This is a genomic window from Enterococcus sp. BSD2780061688st2 D3, assembly GCF_005844145.1.
In the GTDB taxonomy this organism is placed as follows: Bacteria; Bacillota; Bacilli; order Lactobacillales; family Enterococcaceae; genus Enterococcus_B; species Enterococcus_B durans.
The window spans coordinates 14,695-31,323 of sequence record NZ_SPHN01000023.1 but is presented as its reverse complement, the minus strand read 5'-3'; the positions used below and the strand labels follow the sequence as shown (position 1 = coordinate 31,323).

15 protein-coding genes, 3 tRNA genes, 1 rRNA gene and 1 pseudogene are annotated in these 16,629 nt (G+C 37.4%); 17 read left to right on the top strand and 3 right to left on the bottom strand.

The genetic code is table 11. The features are described 5' to 3' along the window. The 3 genes from rrf to FGQ66_RS13540 all read left to right on the top strand — a co-directional run. A 5S ribosomal RNA gene (gene rrf / locus FGQ66_RS15875) occupies window positions 1–77 on the top strand; the annotation flags it as partial. Between the two features lie 9 nt (window positions 78–86). Further along, window positions 87–160 (top strand) — tRNA-Asn (locus tag FGQ66_RS13545). Window positions 161–378: 218 nt separating this feature from the next. Further along, a complete protein-coding gene (locus FGQ66_RS13540; protein WP_005880598.1) occupies window positions 379–729 on the top strand; it encodes an iron-sulfur cluster biosynthesis family protein in 351 nt (116 codons plus the stop codon). A 320-nt stretch (window positions 730–1,049) separates the two neighbouring features. Here the strand turns inward: FGQ66_RS13540 and FGQ66_RS13535 are convergent. Then, a tRNA-Thr gene (locus FGQ66_RS13535) sits at window positions 1,050–1,122 on the bottom strand. Window positions 1,123–1,334: 212 nt separating this feature from the next. Here FGQ66_RS13535 and FGQ66_RS13530 point away from each other — a divergent pair. The 4 genes from FGQ66_RS13530 to FGQ66_RS13515 all read left to right on the top strand — a co-directional run bounded on the left by FGQ66_RS13530 (window position 1,335) and on the right by FGQ66_RS13515 (window position 3,445). After that, a tRNA-Asn gene (locus tag FGQ66_RS13530) sits at window positions 1,335–1,408 on the top strand. Window positions 1,409–1,656: 248 nt separating this feature from the next. After that, window positions 1,657–2,277 (top strand): hydrolase, encoded by a 621-nt coding sequence (locus FGQ66_RS13525; RefSeq protein WP_081135350.1) that lies wholly within the window; start codon window positions 1,657–1,659, stop codon window positions 2,275–2,277. A gap of 9 nt (window positions 2,278–2,286) precedes the next feature. Next, entirely contained in the window at window positions 2,287–2,658 is a 372-nt protein-coding gene (locus FGQ66_RS13520; protein ID WP_113846160.1) for a hypothetical protein, read from the top strand. Between the two features lie 13 nt (window positions 2,659–2,671). Then, window positions 2,672–3,445, top strand: coding sequence for an alpha/beta hydrolase (locus FGQ66_RS13515; RefSeq protein ID WP_138302595.1), 774 nt, complete (start codon window positions 2,672–2,674; stop codon window positions 3,443–3,445). Window positions 3,446–3,868: 423 nt separating this feature from the next. On the opposite strand, the pseudogene FGQ66_RS15745 reads toward FGQ66_RS13515, so the two are convergent. Then, a pseudogene (locus FGQ66_RS15745) lies at window positions 3,869–3,988 on the bottom strand (DUF3788 family protein); the annotation flags it as partial. A 224-nt stretch (window positions 3,989–4,212) separates the two neighbouring features. On the opposite strand from FGQ66_RS15745, the gene FGQ66_RS13505 reads away from it, so the two are divergent. From FGQ66_RS13505 to FGQ66_RS13495, 3 genes are all read left to right on the top strand, one after another. Further along, the gene (locus FGQ66_RS13505; protein ID WP_138302594.1) at window positions 4,213–5,541 is read left to right on the top strand and encodes a C1 family peptidase; all 1,329 of its coding nucleotides are present in this window, start codon (window positions 4,213–4,215) and stop codon (window positions 5,539–5,541) included. A 229-nt stretch (window positions 5,542–5,770) separates the two neighbouring features. Beyond that, entirely contained in the window at window positions 5,771–6,601 is an 831-nt protein-coding gene (locus FGQ66_RS13500) for a fructosamine kinase family protein (RefSeq protein WP_138302593.1), read from the top strand. A 15-nt stretch (window positions 6,602–6,616) separates the two neighbouring features. Further along, window positions 6,617–7,360 carry an acyl-ACP thioesterase domain-containing protein gene (locus FGQ66_RS13495; protein ID WP_081135337.1) on the top strand — a complete coding sequence of 248 codons (744 nt, stop codon included), beginning with the start codon at window positions 6,617–6,619 and terminating at the stop codon, window positions 7,358–7,360. A gap of 82 nt (window positions 7,361–7,442) precedes the next feature. On the opposite strand, the gene FGQ66_RS13490 is transcribed toward FGQ66_RS13495, so the two are convergent. Further along, window positions 7,443–8,411 (bottom strand): asparaginase, encoded by a 969-nt coding sequence (locus FGQ66_RS13490; RefSeq protein WP_005879623.1) that lies wholly within the window; start codon window positions 8,409–8,411, stop codon window positions 7,443–7,445. A gap of 162 nt (window positions 8,412–8,573) precedes the next feature. Between FGQ66_RS13490 and FGQ66_RS13485 the strand changes: the two genes are divergently transcribed. The 7 genes from FGQ66_RS13485 to FGQ66_RS13455 all read left to right on the top strand — a co-directional run bounded on the left by FGQ66_RS13485 (window position 8,574) and on the right by FGQ66_RS13455 (window position 16,265). Further along, the gene (locus tag FGQ66_RS13485; RefSeq protein WP_005879621.1) at window positions 8,574–9,407 is read left to right on the top strand and encodes a DUF72 domain-containing protein; all 834 of its coding nucleotides are present in this window, start codon (window positions 8,574–8,576) and stop codon (window positions 9,405–9,407) included. A 14-nt stretch (window positions 9,408–9,421) separates the two neighbouring features. Continuing rightward, on the top strand, window positions 9,422–10,261 hold the full coding sequence (locus FGQ66_RS13480) for a Cof-type HAD-IIB family hydrolase (RefSeq protein WP_005879619.1): 840 nt from the start codon (window positions 9,422–9,424) through the stop codon (window positions 10,259–10,261). A 28-nt stretch (window positions 10,262–10,289) separates the two neighbouring features. After that, window positions 10,290–10,814, top strand: coding sequence for a pyrophosphohydrolase domain-containing protein (locus tag FGQ66_RS13475; protein ID WP_005879617.1), 525 nt, complete (start codon window positions 10,290–10,292; stop codon window positions 10,812–10,814). A gap of 223 nt (window positions 10,815–11,037) precedes the next feature. Continuing rightward, window positions 11,038–12,759: a septation ring formation regulator EzrA gene (locus FGQ66_RS13470; RefSeq protein WP_138302592.1), complete on the top strand. Its 1,722-nt coding sequence runs from the start codon at window positions 11,038–11,040 to the stop codon at window positions 12,757–12,759. Between the two features lie 155 nt (window positions 12,760–12,914). After that, window positions 12,915–14,057 carry a cysteine desulfurase family protein gene (locus tag FGQ66_RS13465; RefSeq protein WP_138302591.1) on the top strand — a complete coding sequence of 381 codons (1,143 nt, stop codon included), beginning with the start codon at window positions 12,915–12,917 and terminating at the stop codon, window positions 14,055–14,057. Between the two features lie 18 nt (window positions 14,058–14,075). Beyond that, on the top strand, window positions 14,076–15,287 hold the full coding sequence (gene thiI / locus FGQ66_RS13460) for a tRNA uracil 4-sulfurtransferase ThiI (protein WP_138302590.1): 1,212 nt from the start codon (window positions 14,076–14,078) through the stop codon (window positions 15,285–15,287). 330 nt (window positions 15,288–15,617) lie between these two features. Next, window positions 15,618–16,265 (top strand): redox-sensing transcriptional repressor Rex, encoded by a 648-nt coding sequence (locus tag FGQ66_RS13455; protein ID WP_053109256.1) that lies wholly within the window; start codon window positions 15,618–15,620, stop codon window positions 16,263–16,265. Window positions 16,266–16,629: the final 364 nt, after the last annotated feature.

The following is a 16,629-nucleotide window of genomic DNA, read 5'->3' as shown; positions in this document are numbered from 1 at the left end:
CCGAACACAGAAGTTAAGCTTCTTAGCGCCGATTGTAGTGAGGGGTTGCCCCTTGTGAGAGTAGGACGTCGCCACGCTGGTAATATTCCGGCATAGCTCAGTTGGTAGTAGCGCATGACTGTTAATCATGATGTCGTAGGTTCGAGTCCTACTGCCGGAGTAGTTAAAGCACAATAGAGTAATCTATTGTGTTTTTTTGTATTACAAGAAAATATAATTTTTAAAAGCTCACTGTTAAATGATATTGGTGAAATTCGCTAACTTCAAAAAATATAGAGCCTAAAAACGTAATTAAACGGAACGAAAGCAGAATTTTCGCTAAAAAAATTTAAATGTGCTAGCATCAACTTGTAATACATTGAAGGAGGTAATTGATAGATGTATCTAAAAATTTCTGAAAAAGCACAAGAAAGACTACAGAAGTATACTGATGAGGGTGCCACGATCATTCTCGATTTGGATGATGGTGTAGGAAAATATTCAAAGATGGGTGTTTGCTCATTGGATACTAGTTTCCGTTTACTCCTTTTAGATAAGAAACAAGAAAAAAATGATTATCCGCTCACTGTAGACAGTGACATAGGTGAAGTCTATATCAAAGACTATTCAAAAATGTATATGGATGAAGCAATGACACTGACACTTGATCCACGATTAGGTGTATTTAAACTTGAAAGCCCAAGTGGAACATTAGATAGTCATGTACAATTAGTTGATCTGCGACCATAATAGATAAAAAGTTAGAATATTGGATAAAAGTCCTGACGATATTCTAGCTTTTTTAGAATGTAAAACAAACAAACGAACGAACGAACGAACGTAAAACCTATCCACTAAATCTTAATTCAGGAAATAATATCTTGAGATTGTTGAGAAACAGGTAGCAGTGAAAAGATTTTCTTCATGCAGCTAGTTACTAAATCTACAAGTGGATAGAATGAAAACAAAGAGAAATAAAATAAAAAAAGATTTGCGATTTTTTTTAGCAGAGAACAACAAAAAAACAGCGTGAACACGCTGATAAAACAACATGTTACGCTGTATAGAGAAGCCACTTGCCGGGTTTGAACCGGCGACCTCTTCCTTACCATGGAAGCGCTCTACCAGCTGAGCTAAAGCGGCAAAAATCTTACAGATATTAGGATAACTAATATAGGTGGATTTGTCAATATTTAATTAGAGAAAACAGCTATTTTATGTTTGGAAATAAGGGACAAAATACTGTTTTTAAATAACGTATTTTAAAAAAATTTTTCCATAAAAAAATAATAGAAATTTTCAAAAAAAGTATTGCGTTATTTATCGTAACTTGCTATTATATACATGTACTTGATTCCGGCATAGCTCAGTTGGTAGTAGCGCATGACTGTTAATCATGATGTCGTAGGTTCGAGTCCTACTGCCGGAGTAATTTGACCACAGTCGCTGACTGTGGCTTTTTTTATAGAGAAAAAATAATATTTCCATAGGTAAAAACGGTTCATTGGAGGAATTCCTTGAGCCTATTTTTTTTGCTAAAAATGGTGAACGAAAAAGCGTTTGTTTGACGAAAAAAGGTGGTCTAAAAAGAGTACTCTTTTACCGAGAGCTTTTACTGTTAGAAAATTCAAAAAAAGAGTAGATTATAGGTATCAAAAATGAAAGGTCGAATGCTTTATGACAAGTTTAAAACCACGTGATGCTGCGCAAGATGAATTATTATCTCCGGAAAATTCTGTATTTCTGTTGATCGATTATCAACCAACCCAAGTCAATTCCATCAACTCCATGGACCGCCATCAATTAATTGAAAATGTAACAGCCGTGACGAATCTGCTGAAAGAGTACCAAGTGCCGATCATCCTTTCGACAGTCAATGTGGCAACTGGTCGCAATCAGGAAACGATTCCCCAATTAAAAAATGTGTTAGCTGATTTACCTAGCTATGACCGTACGTCAATCAATGCTTGGGAGGATGCAGAGTTTAAAGCTGCCGTTGAAGCGACTGGTCGAAAAAAATTGATTATTGCCGCATTATGGACGGAAGCTTGTTTAACTTTTCCGACCTTAGATGCTTTGCAAGCTGGTTATGAAGTGTATCCGGTGGTGGATGCAGTTGGTGGCACAAGCGTGATTGCCCATGAAACTGCTTTGCGCCGTGTGGAACAGGCGGGTGCGCAATTGACGACGTTTGCCCAACTGGCTTGTGAGATGCAACGTGATTGGAATCGAGGAAAAACTGTACCAGTCTTTGTTAAAGCAATGCAAGACAAAGGAATTTTCTTGAAATTACAGTGAGGTGGGAGAATGCTTGATGTGATTGGTTCTATCAAAAATTTACAAGAAACAACTGAGCGCCATTTTCTGCATATCAAAAATCAACATGACTTCATTCGAATCTGGGCGATTCAATTTGAAATCGCTTATACCGATTTTAGGGTCATCCAAATGGCGTTACAATTAGCTAACGAAGGGGCATTATTATCCGAATTTACGCAAGCATATCAAGCAGTTTATCAGTTTGAGTATGCTTTTGCAGAAGGTGGTTTGCCAGTGTTCAACCAACAATTTGGTAAACAAATGTCGGAATATGAACATGCGAAAAATCACTTGAGAGATGTTTTAGAAAGAATCAGGCAACAACAACCTCCAGTGACTGCTGAAAATGATTTGATTTAGGAGGAGATCCAAGATGGTCCAAGAAATGATTTACGATGTGGAAAATCAACTGGCATGCGACGTGTATCAACCCACCGTGACCAAAGGAACGATTATTCTGATTCACGGTGGTGGATGGTTTCGAGGAGATAAGCAAAAAGAATCAGCCTTAGCTGAACAGTTGAGGACAATTGGTTATTTGGTTATCGCTCCTAATTATCGTTTGGCACCCAACTATCTTTATCCAGCTGCCTTGAACGATGTGTTGAAGGTTTATGATTGGTTGCTAGCAAGTGATTTGCCAGCGGAAAAGGGAAAAATTGCCGCTTTAGGATCTTCTGCTGGCGGTAATTTAGCAATCGAACTGGCTTTACAAAAGGGAATTGCTGCGGCTTCTTGGTCAGGGATTATTGATTTAGTGGATTGGGTGGCAAAACATCCAGATGTCGTAGCTGAAATGAACCAAAACCCCAATTTTGATCAACAGGAAAGTCGTCAGATCGATCAAGGGGGAACCAACGATGCTTTTTATAAGTGGTTTATATTGAATTATGTCGGTCAGGATCAAGTTTTGCTACAGCAAGCAGATCCGTTGCAACGGGTCTCAGCTGAGAGTGGGCCGATCTTTTTGGCCAATTCTTTAGAAGAATTGGTACCGTTGAGTGGTGTGTACAAATTGCAACAAAGTTTGGCTGAACAAAAGGTTCCTAGTGAAAGCAAACTTATTGCTGGTAGCCAACATGGAGAGGGTTATGCCGATGAAGTTTTTGCGAATACGCTGAATTTTTTACAGGAATACTTAGGCTGAAATCGGACTAAATTGAACCATGAAAATTGCTGAGTTGATTGAATATGAGGAATGAATTCAAGTCAGAAAAAGTTTTTAAGATGATCCAGTAAAAAAGCTGATGAAGGATGAATATTTTTTATCAGCTCTTTTCTGGACTCCAACGGAAATGTAAAATAATCACAATAGAAAAATAGCGTTACTATGTTAATGAAAATCTAGCTTCATAAACTAACTCCTTACGATAAAATAATAGGCTATCGCTAGTCTGGGTTGCAGTATAGTTATCAGCCAAATGGTCCATTTTAGGAAGTAGAAAAAGGTGCCCAACGTTCTAGGCATATAACTTCTGCTATATATCTATGAGTAAAGGCCTGTGTTAAAGAATACTTTTGTAATGAGGGAATATGGGACAAATCTAAAAATCGGTTTTGCTACAGACTCTCGAATAAACGGCGGGAGCAGAAGCAACTCCCTCGGAAATAAGCCGAAGTTCACAAAAATTTGAAAAGCAATTTTCGTTCATTTCTTCTTATTTCTCGGAGTTAAACACTTCTGTCCCAGCTTCTCTCAAATAAACGGCGTCCAAAGGTCAGATTTTTCGGAAATTTCAAAAAGAGGTTGGGACAGAAGTAAGAAACACTTTTGTCTCGACCTCTTTGTTCACAGTAGTATTCTTTGTGCCGATGAATGAAAATTCTTTGAAGAAAATGAGTTGAGAGGACATTGTAATTCAAAGAACTTAAGAGTAGAATGATAAGTACATTTTGGATTGGAAGGATGATTGGATGAAAGCTATTACTTCGGATATGACGAAAAAATTTGAACAACAGTTTCAAGCAAGCAACAAGAAACAAGCATTACAAAGAGCTGTGGTAAAAAACGGAATCACTGCTTCTGCAGAGAATGTTTCTGCACATGTGACAAATACACCTGTATTTTCTATTGATCTAGCAACAGGAAAAGTTGCGAATCAAAAGCAATCAGGACGCTGCTGGATGTTTGCAGCATTAAATACATTCCGTCATAAATTATTGAATCAGTTCAATTTAAAAGATTTTGAATTATCTCAAAACTACACATTTTTCTGGGATAAATATGAAAAAGCAAACTATTTCTATGAAAATATCATTGCTACTGGAAAAGAAGCACTGGATAGTCGAAAAGTTGCCTTTTTACTTACTACACCTCAGCAAGATGGCGGACAATGGGATATGATCGTTTCACTATTCCAAAAATATGGCGTTGTTCCTAAATCAGTGATGCCAGAGAGTGCAAATAGCTCTAATTCTCGTGAATTGAATAATTATCTAAACAAGATATTACGTAAAGATGCAGTTGCTTTGCGCAAAATGATTGCTGATGGAGAAACAAAAGAAACGATTCAAGCTAAAAAAGAAAAAATGCTAGAAGATGTCTATAATTTCTTGGCAACTTCTTTAGGTACACCTCCAAAAGAATTCGATTTTGAGTACCGTGATGAAGACAAAAATTACCACATCGACCAAAATCTTACACCACAAACATTCTATGACAAATACATCGGTGTAAAATTGGAAGACTATGTAAGTATCATCAATGCACCTACCAAAGACAAACCATTCGATCGTTCTTACACAGTTGAAATGTTAGGAAATGTCGTTGACGGAACAGAAGTAAAATACTTGAACGTTGATATGGAAACATTTAAAAAATTGGCGATCAGTCAATTGGAACAAGGAGAGTCAGTTTGGTTTGGTTGTGATGTGGGTCAATCTTCTACAAGAGATAGTGGAATCATGGCATTAGATGTTTATAGCATGGATGATCTATTTGATATTGATTTTACAATGACAAAAGCAGAAAGACTTGATTATGGAGAAAGTTTAATGACTCATGCGATGGTATTGACAGGGGTCGACATTGTTGATGGACAATCAACAAAATGGAAAGTTGAAAATAGCTGGGGTGAAAAAGTCGGAACGAATGGCTTCTTTGTGATGAGTGATGAATGGATGGACGAATACACTTATCAAATCGTCGTTCGTAAAGATTTATTGACAAAAGAACAACTAGCTGCATTTAATGAAGAACCAACTGTCTTGGCTCCATGGGATCCAATGGGCGCACTAGCTTAAATTCCAATAGCTTCAACAGGAGAGGGAAAAATGTAGATTCCTTCTCCTTTTTTAGTGGGTTTCCTTCTAAAAGAGCTAAAAAAGCAGTGTGTTCTTTGAGTGGATCATTTTTTCTAGAACTAGCTGACTACATGCTGATTTCCTTCTTTTCTAATCGTCTATGGTATAATTCATATAGCATATATAAAAGCAGAAGTCTGTTTTCCTAAGCATGTAAGGAGGAGTAGAAATGGATGTACGATCGGTCTTGTCAGAAATCAAGTTAGAAGGAAAAATCATCCCAATAACTGGTGGTGATGTCAATCAAACTTATCGGATTGAGGGGCAATGTTCTTATTTTTTAAAAATTCATCCGAACATCGGTAAAGAATTTTTTGAAGTTGAAGCAGCTGGATTAAAAGAATTAGCACCTTATGTACGTGTACCAGAAACTTACATGCTAGGAGAAATACAAGATGGCGCCTACCTGTTGATGGAATGGATCGAACCAGGAGAAGGTAGCCAGAAAGAACTGGCAGCCACTTTAGCCAACCTGCATAAGGTAACTGCACCGCAATTCGGTTATCGAAAGAACAACTATTTAGGTATATTGCCCCAAATAAATACGTTTGAGGAAGATTGGTGGACGTTTTTTTTCAAAAACCGATTAGAGAGTCAAATTGCTTTGGCACAAAAAAATAATCGATGGAATCAAGTACGGCAACAAAAATTTTTAGTCTTCAAACAATATGTACTTGAAAGTTTAGCGAACAAAAAGATTGTGCCTAGCCTATTGCATGGAGACTTGTGGAGTGGTAATGTGTTCTTTGATCAGCAAGGAACACCGGTTTTCATTGATCCTGCAGTATCTTATGGTGATCGTGAGCAAGATATTGCAATGAGTCAGTTATTTGGCGGTTTTCGTCCAGAATTTTTAGAAAGTTATCAATTCAATTATCCTTTGGAAGAGGGCTGGGAAAAACGCTTACCTGTCTATCAGTTGTATTATTTATTAGCTCATCTAAATATGTTTGGAGAAACCTATGGCTCACAAGTAGAACAATTACTCGATAAAAGATAAGAGGAGGGTGTTTTTTTGGCAAAGAGATACACAAAAAAACATGAAGTTTCATATTATGAATGCGATATAAATCAAACAATGACGTTTCCGTCAATGCTTGGAGTAGTAATCAAAACGTCTGAAGATCAAAGTGATGCATTAGGCCGAGGAAGTGACTTCGTCAAGAGTTTTGGACTTACTTGGGTCATCACGAATTATTCGATCATGATCAATAGACTCCCAAAAGTTGGCGAAATCATTTCTGTAACTACTCAGGCAATGGAATACAATAAATTCTTTTGTTATCGTAATTTTTGGATTCATGATGAACAAGGAGAAGAACTGGTTAAGATCGAATCTGTTTTCGTATTGATGGATTTTGTTAACCGTAAAATGAGTAGTGTAAATGAAGAAATCATTGCACCATTTGAAAGTGAAAAAATCAAGAAAATCAAACGTCAAGAGAAAATTGAAAAAGTAGAGGCTGGCTTTATGTTACCTTATCGTGTTCGTTTTTATGATATCGATAGCAATCAGCATGTGAACAATGCGATGTACTTCAATTGGATCATTGATGTTTTAGGTTATGATTTTTTAACTACGCATATTCCTGAAAAAGTATTGATCCGTTTTGATAAAGAAGTTGAATACGGTAATGAGATCGAAAGTCATTATGAACAGATTGCTCTAGAAGATGGTGTCCAAACAAGACACGAGATTCGGATGCAAGATCAAGTGTATTGTGAAGCTAATATTACGTGGAGAAACAAAGAGGCATAATATTTATATTTTTAATGGATAAAAACTCTGAAAGGACGTACTTTATTATGTACAATCCTTCAGAGTTTTTGCTGTAAAGTGGTTAGTTAGTGATAAAATCTGCTAACTTTTGCTCTTTCAAACCATAATTTAGCGCAATCAGTAACTTTAATCGGGCTTTTTGACTATTGATGCTGTTACAGAAAATGACACCCATATCGGCTAATTCTTTACCGCCGCCTTCGTAGTCGTAAACGGGTTCTGCAATCCCGTTGAAACAACGTGAAACAAGGATGACGGGGATTTTTTGTATCAATAATTTTTTCAATGCCGTCAGTGCTTGAGGTGGCAAGTTACCAGCGCCCAAAGCTTCGATCACTAAGCCATCTACTTTGGCATGAGCAAGTGCTTCTAAAAGATCCCCCTGCATGCCAGCATAGGCTTTAACGATAGGGATCGTTCCATTGACTGAAGAAATATCGAGTCGTGTAGAGTCTAATAGTTCTTGCATGAATAAAATACGGTGTTTGGTCACTAAACCGATGGGTCCTAAAGTCGGTGTTCTAAAAGTAGCCACATTGGTTGTATGAGTCTTTGTGACATAGCGAGCAGAATGGATTTCATCGTTCATGACCACTAAGACTCCTTTTCCAATTGCTTCATCGCAACTTGCTACGCGTATGGCACTTTCGAAGTTATACAGACCATCACTTCCAAGTTCATTACTAGACCGCATGGCTCCTGTGACCACGATAGGAATCTGGTCTCCGATTGTCGTATCCAAGAAAAAGGCTGTTTCCTCCAAGGTATCTGTTCCGTGGGTAATAACAACACCCCTAATATCTGAATCAATGGCTTCCATGATCCGTTTCTTTAAGATCAGCATGTGTTTTGGCATGATATGCGGCGAAGGAAGATTAAAAATATCTTCCATCACGAGATCGACATTTTCTGGTACAGTGATTTCTGCATCCAATAAGGGATTGACAACATCTGGACTCACCCCCCCTGTCAAGATGTTTTCTTTCATAGCAATGGTTCCACCAGTGTGTAAAATAAGTATTTTTTTCATATTTATGGACTTCCTTACGAATAATTTTGCATAGGCTTTAAAGCTTATTGTATACTATATAAAAGAGTTTTGCTATCAAGGTGTTAAGTTAAGAACAATAGGCTTTATTACGTAGTGATACATAAGAACGTTGAATGAAACTTAGAAGAAGGATGGCTTGAAATGATACGTATTGGACTAACTTCGTTCAAGGAACATGATAAATTAACAGGTAAGAAAAATAATACACTTTATGAGTATGCAGGTTTCTTGCCTTTAGTGGAATTAGATACCGCTTATTATGGGATTCCACGGAAAACTTCAGTTGAGAAGTGGGTCGAAGAAGTACCAGAAAGTTTCCGTTTTGTCGTAAAAGTTTATCAAGGAATCAGTGGGCAAAGCGATTGGCAGGAATATTACCAAACAGAAGAAGAAATGGTAGAGAAATTTTTAGATACCATGCAACCGATGTATGACAGTGGAAAGTTATTTTGTTTTTTGGTACAGTTTCCGGCGTCGTTCAAATGTACCAAAGAAAGTGTCCAGTATCTGCGTAAACTTAGAAAGTGGTTCAATGACTACCCCATTGCTATCGAACTACGTGATTATTCTTGGTATAGTCAAGCACTAGTTGAACGTACCAGAAGTTTTATGACACGCGCTGATTTTTCATTAGCAATCATTGATGAACCACAATTACTTCAAACTACTGTGCCATTCGATCCTTATGTAACCAACGCTCAGTTTACACTTTTTCGGTTTCACGGAAGAAATAGTCAAGGCTGGCAAGCGAATGACAAAGATTGGCGAAAAAAGCGTACGCTTTATCGTTATTCTGAAGAAGAATTGATCGAATTAGCTTCTGCTATTCGATCAGCTGAGCAGCAGACGAAGGACATCGGCATAATTTTTAATAATAATTCAGGTGGCGATGCGGCGGAAAATGCATTGGCTCTACAAAAAATATTGAAGATAAAACCACAAGGATTGAATCCAAAACAAATGGATTTATTTTAGAAAAGGGGCATTAGATGATCAAAGCGATTTTTTTTGATATTGATGGTACCTTGGTCAACAACCAGTCTAAAGCACTAGAGTCAACAAAAAAAGCAATCAATTATGCTCGAAAGAACGGTATACTATGCGGCGTAGCGACTGGTCGTAGTCCGATAAGGATTAAAGAAATCATTGATGAATTAGAGTTAGACATGTATGTTGTTTACAATGGACAATTAGTATTTACAGCAGATCGTACGATAGTGGATCAGCCATTCGATCGAACCACATTAAAGAAGATCGTACGATTTGCAGATAAGAATCATCGACAGATTATTTTTGGAGGGCGGTATCAGCTAGCAGGTTCGACGACGATGCTATTAGGACAATCCCTGCTGATCAAGCGCATCGTTAGTTTTTTACCTAAGAAATTTCCTGTTCGTTTGATGAAGAAAGGGCTGCAACTATTTAGTCCACACCGCCAGAAAAAAAGATATGAAACACTAGAAATCTTGAACGAACCGATCTATCAATGTATTTTATTGAGTCAAGAGTCAGAACAGGCAAAACTAGAAAAGTATTTCCCTGAGTGTTCGTTCCAACGTTCAAATGCTTATACAGTCGATATCATTCCAAAAGGTGGCTCAAAACTTTCTGGTATCAAAACATTTGCAAAAGAAAAAGGAATTGAGATGTCTGAGATCATGGCGTTTGGCGATCATTATAACGATATCGATATGTTGAAAGGCGTAGGGATCGGTGTTGCGATGGGAAATGCACAGGATGAAGTAAAAGCTGCAGCCGATTTTGTGACCAAAACAAACGAGAAAAATGGCATATATGAAGGTCTTAAGCACTTTGGACTGATTTATTGAAAATGAAGATAAAAGGAAGAGAAGAATCATGACGGAAGAAACACCATTTCAAAAAGTAGAGGATTTTCATCGGATCTTTGATCCACGATCACCAGAATCTCCCACAGCTTTTACGAGTAAAGAAGCGAGCTACCGCGCAGGATTTAAAATTGAAGAATTGGTAGAGATGGTGGCAGCTACTGCTGAAAATGATCCCCAAAAATTACATCAAGCTGTCAATGAACTACACGATGCACTAGATAAAGCAGAAAGAAAAATGTATACAAAAACGAATTGGGGAAAAGAACCGTTGATCGAACAAGTCGATGCATTAACAGACATCTTATACTTTACGTATGGTTCTTTTTCATTATTAGGAGTAGATCCAACCAATATATTTGATATCGTTCATCAAGCAAATATGGGGAAATTATTTCCTGATGGTCAACCACATTATCATCCAGTGACGAACAAAGTGCTAAAACCTGCAGATTGGGAACAAAATTATGCACCAGAGCCAAAGATAGCAAAAGAGATCCAACGGCAGATCGAGCAAGCGAAAAAGAAAAGTTAGTGGATAATTGTGAAAACAATTAACAGATATCCTGCTTTTTGTTCGTAAAAAAACGAATGACTGAATAAAGATTTTCGCTTAAGTTAGTGAATGCTTGAAAATAGTATGTTATAATTTACGGTAGATGTCTTTTGCACGAAAGACGTATTTATTCGTTTTATGCGAAGCGGATGTTCGTCTGAGCATAAAAAATAGATGCATATTGAAAACGGAGGAACCTTAAATGGGAAATAATGTAATCATCGGGATCGTCATTGCAATCATTATAGTCGCCATTGTCGTCTTTTTGGTTAGTTACTTGATGAAGAAAAAAAACCAAGATCGATTGGATGCCTTAGAAAAGCGCAAGGAAGAATTATTTGACTTGCCTGTGATTGAAGAAGTCGATGATGTCAAAAAAATGCATCTGGTTGGGCAAAGCCAAAATACCTTTCGTGAGTGGAGTCAAAAATGGAATGACATATCTACTTCCTCATTTGCTGAGTTAGAAAGTCAAATTTTTGAAGTTGAGAATCTAAATGAAAGTTTCCGATTCTTAAAAGGTAAAAAAGCTGTTGTTGAAGCAGAGAATACGATGAATCAAATGGAAAAAGAAGTATCTGAGATCCGTGAAGGATTAAAAGAACTTCGTGAAACAGAAGAACGCAATTCATTAGCTGTCCAACAAGCGCTTGATATCTACGAAGAATTGAAGGAAACGATCAAAGAAGATGAGCAATCATACGGTCCAGCATTCCCAGAGTTGCAAAAGCAAGTCAAAATGATCGAAAGTGAGTTTACTCAATTCGTCACATTGAATACCTCTGGTGATCCCGTAGAAGCGCGAGAAGTTCTGGATAAAGCAGAAAAACATACGTATGAAGTGGATGCTTTGATGAAAAAAATCCCACCATTATATGAAGATCTAGCTACCACTTTCCCAGAGCAACTTGAAGAAATCGATGATACTTACGAAAAATTAATGCAGGAACAGTATGTTTTTCCAGAAGAAGACCTTGTTGGAGAAATTGATAAAGTACGGAATCGGATACAAGGTTCATTAGCGAACCTTGAAAAGACCGAAGTGGAAACGGTAGAATTCGAAAACCGCGAAACTGCGAATATGATTGACGCATTATATGATATTTTAGAACGTGAGATAGATGCCCAAAATTATGTGGCAACAAACCAAGCAACGATCGAACAATACATCAAACATGCGACAAAAAATAATCGTCAGCTACTGATCGAGTTAGATCATACTGCGCAAAGTTATGCACTAAATCATAATGAGATCGGCCGAGTAAGAGGATTCCAAACAGAAGTGGAAGAAATTGAACGACAAAATGAGCAAATGAAACCACAGATCCAACAACACACGGTCCCTTATTCTGAAGTACGTACATTCTACAAAAAAGTTTTCAAAATCTTAGAAGATATTGAGAACCAACAAGTAGAAATCGACGACTCTTTACATGAACTAAGAAAAGGTGAAAAAGAAGCGCAAGAAAAAATTGATACATTTGAATTTAAATTGCGTAGTCTGAAACGCTTTGTTGAAAAACAACGTTTACCTGGCTTACCAAATGATTATCTAGAATTTTTCTTTGTGGCAACAGAACGTATTGAAGAATTAAGTGTGGTACTGAATAAAATCAGAGTGAACATGGAAGAAGTCAATCGTTTAGTTGCTTTATGTGAAGAAGACTTAGAATTACTAGATAAAAAGACACATGATTTAGTCGATGCTGCTGCGCTAACTGAACAAATGTTGCAATATGCCAACCGTTACCGACATACTCATGAAGAAGTGAAAGAAGCAATTGATAAGAGCTACTTTATGTTTAATAAAGAATACCATTATCAAGAAGCCCTAGATGAGATTGGTACAGCATTGGAACGTGTTGAACCTGGTGCATTCAAACGAATTGAAGATTTTTATTTCAATCATCCTGATCTAGTCTAATCAGAATCAACGAATAAACAATGAAAGCAACGTCAGCGGATAAGCTGATGTTGCTTTTTTAGTAAGTTTCAAAAAAATGAAATCTCATCCCACCCTTGAAAGCAGATAAGACAACCGTTATAATAGATGAGAATTTCAAAAAAGAGGGGTTTCTTATGATATATTTTGATAATAGTGCAACAACCCCAATCTTTCCGCAAAGTTTAGATGCCTACGTAAAAACAAGTCAGCGGATAATTGGGAATCCGTCAAGTTTACATGATTTAGGTAATCAAGCCAATCGTTTATTACAGCAAGCAAGAAAACAAATTGCTGAGTTGATTGAAGTAACACCCGATGAAATCTATTTTACTTCTGGCGGAACAGAAGGAGATAACTGGGTACTTAAAGGAACAATGATCGAAAAGCGTGAGTATGGAAACCATATGATCATTTCAGGAATCGAACATCCAGCAGTAAGTGAAACTGCTGAACAGTTAAGATCTTTAGGAGTAGAGGTCAGTGTGGCTCCAGTTGATAAAAAAGGTTTTGTGATTGTAGAAGAATTAAAGAAATTGATCCGCAAAGAGACTGTACTGATTTCCATCATGGCTGTCAATAATGAAGTGGGTTCTATTCAGCCTATCATGGAGATCAGCGAATTACTGAAAGATCATCCTAAGATCCATTTTCATGTGGATGCAGTGCAAGCAATCGGTAAAGTACCACTTTCCACTTGGTTGACAGACCGTGTTGATTTTGCCACTTTCTCCGCACATAAATTTCATGGACCACGAGGAATCGGCTTTATTTATTGGAAAAAAGGTCGGCGTTTAGCACCGCTTTTGACCGGAGGAGGCCAAGAAAAAAATCAGCGAAGCGGCACAGAGAATGTACCAGCTATCGTTGCAATGTCCAAAGCATTGAGACTTGCTTTAGATATCAAAGCACAAAAGCCAGATCACACAAAAAATTTAAAGCATGCATTGATTGATGCTCTAGGAACATATGAAAAGGTCACGATCTATTCCGAAGGAGAAGATTACGCGCCGCATATTCTATGCTTTTCGTTAAAAGGCATTCGTGGAGAAGTACTGGTACACGCGTTAGAAGAAAAACAGATCTTCATTTCAACAACTAGTGCTTGTTCTTCCCGCAAACATATGGCAAGCAGTACGTTGCATGCCATGCATGTTCCTAATGATTTAGCGACTTCAGCAGTACGTATCAGTTTAGACGAAAGTAATTCGATGGCAGAAGTTGAACAATTTATGATTATATTCAAACAATTATATAAAAAGTTTTCAACAATCAATTAATTCTTGAGGAGTGTTTTTGTGAAATATAGTGAAATCATGGTCCGCTATGGTGAACTGTCAACAAAAGGGAAAAACCGAAAAAGTTTTATCATGCAATTAGCACAAAATGTACGTCAAGCCCTTGGTGATTTTCCAGAGATCAAGATCCATGCTGACCGAGATCGAATGCATTTATTATTGAATGGTGCGGATAGTGAATTAGTTATTCCTAAATTAGCAAAGATTTTTGGTATCCAAAATTTTTCACCGAGTATCCGGATCGAAAAAGATGTGGAACAACTAAAAGCAGCTGTTCAAGAAATCATGAAGGAAATCTACACAGGCAACGAGACGTTTAAAATCATTGCAAAACGTAGTGATCATGACTTTGTATTGACAAGTAACGAATTGAATCAAACTCTAGGAAATGCTGTCTTTGATATTTTTCCAGATATCCAAGTACAAATGCGTAAACCAGATATTCCCTTACGTGTAGAGATTCGCCGTGATGGCGCCTATTTATCTTATGAGACCATCAAAGGTGCAGGTGGGTTACCAGTAGGAACAAGTGGAAAAGGGATGCTGATGCTTTCAGGTGGTATTGACTCTCCAGTTGCTGGTTACTTTGCGATGAAACGTGGCGTGGAAATCGAGGCTGTCCACTTTGCTAGTCCACCATACACAAGTGAGCAAGCTTTACAAAAAGCAAAAGATCTAACTGGAAAACTGACTCCATATGTTGGAAAAATCGTTTTTATTGAAGTACCTTTTACGGAGATCCAAGAAGAAATCAAGAGAAGTGTACCACAAGGTTATTGGATGACGATTACGCGTAGGATGATGTTACGTTTAACAGATGAAGTCCGACGCATTCGCCAAGGTTTGATTATCCTGAATGGCGAATCACTTGGTCAAGTAGCGTCTCAAACTTTGCAGAGTATGGTAGCAATCAATGAAGTCACGAATACACCGATCATTCGTCCGGTAGCAACTATGGACAAACTAGAGATCATTGAAGTGGCTGAGCGTATCGATACATTTGAATTATCGATCCAACCATTTGAAGATTGCTGTACGATTTTTGCACCACCACAACCTAAAACACGTCCTCGTTTGGAGAAAGTCCATCAGTATGAAGAACGTTTAGCAATCGATGAAATGATCGAGCGAGCATTAGCTGGATTAAAAATCGAAACGATCCAAACGGAAACGAAAGAAAAAGCAGCGGAAGAATTTTCTGATTTACTATAGTGAAAAGCTAATAGGCGAAGAATAATCACAAGTAAAAAAGCAATCAGTTTTCAATAAATAAAATTTGATTTTAGAATGAGGTCGAGACAAAAGTGTTTCTCACTTTTGTCTCACGCTCGTTTTTTTTATTTCCGAAAAACCTGACTTTTGGACGCCGTATATTGGAAATTAGAATCTGCAGCAAACCTGATTTTTTAGATTTTTTCCACATTCTTTCTTTTAGTTAACCTTGTCATAAGGAAGAGAACGTTTATTTTTTTGCAAATGTTGCTCACACAGCTAATAAATGCTAAACTGAGTATGTGAATAAATTAACAAGGAGCTTTGACTATGGGAGAAAAATCAGAAACGTTGCCAAAAGCGACAGCTAAAAGACTGCCTTTGTACTTGCGTTATTTGAATATGCTTAATGATTCTGGCGTTGGCCGTATCAAATCAAATGAATTCAGTAAAATCACGCAAGTACCCTCTGCAACGATCCGCAGAGATTTTTCGTATTTAGGAGAATTAGGGCGCAGTGGTTATGGGTACGATGTCCCTTATCTTATAGAGGTATTTGATCGTATTTTAAATACAGATGAGGAAAAACGGATTGCTTTGGTAGGATACGGAAATCTTGGTAAAGCATTGAAACACAATAATTTTAGAAGAAATGAAAATTTGAATATCGTCTGTGTGTTTGATAATGATCCAGAGATTGTTGGACAAGTGATCGATGGGGAAATGATTTATCCAATCGATCGTTTTGCGGAAATAGCAAAAGAAAAAAATGTGACAGTCGCAATATCGACGGTGCCAAGCAAATATTCACAATCTGCAATTGATCAAATTGTTCAGGGCGGAGTATCAGCAATTTTGAATTTTGCGCCAGATCGAGTAAAAGTTCCCGAACACGTAAATATCCAATACATTGATTTAACGACAGAATTGCAAACACTTATCTATTTTGATGAAAAATATTCAGAAGTATTTGCCTAACAGACGCGTACTTTATCCAGCAAAAATAAAGCGCTATCTTAAAGTCCTATCTGTGATGTCCACAAATAACTTTTACCACTAGTATAAAAATATGAGACACTGTTTTCTCTTCTCGCCACTGCTCAAATTAAAGGCTTTCTCCGACCTGATAGACGGCGTTCGCAAAGCAGATTTTCAACAGTAGCTCTGAAAAAGAAAAACATGGGGAGCTGTTTTCTCTTTTTCATCACTACTGCTCAAATTAAAGGCTTTCTCCGACCTGATAGACGGCGTTCGCAAAGCAGATTTTCAACACTAGCTCTGAAAAAGAAAAACATGGGGAACTGTTTTCTCTTTTTCATCACTACTGCTCAAATCTAAACGC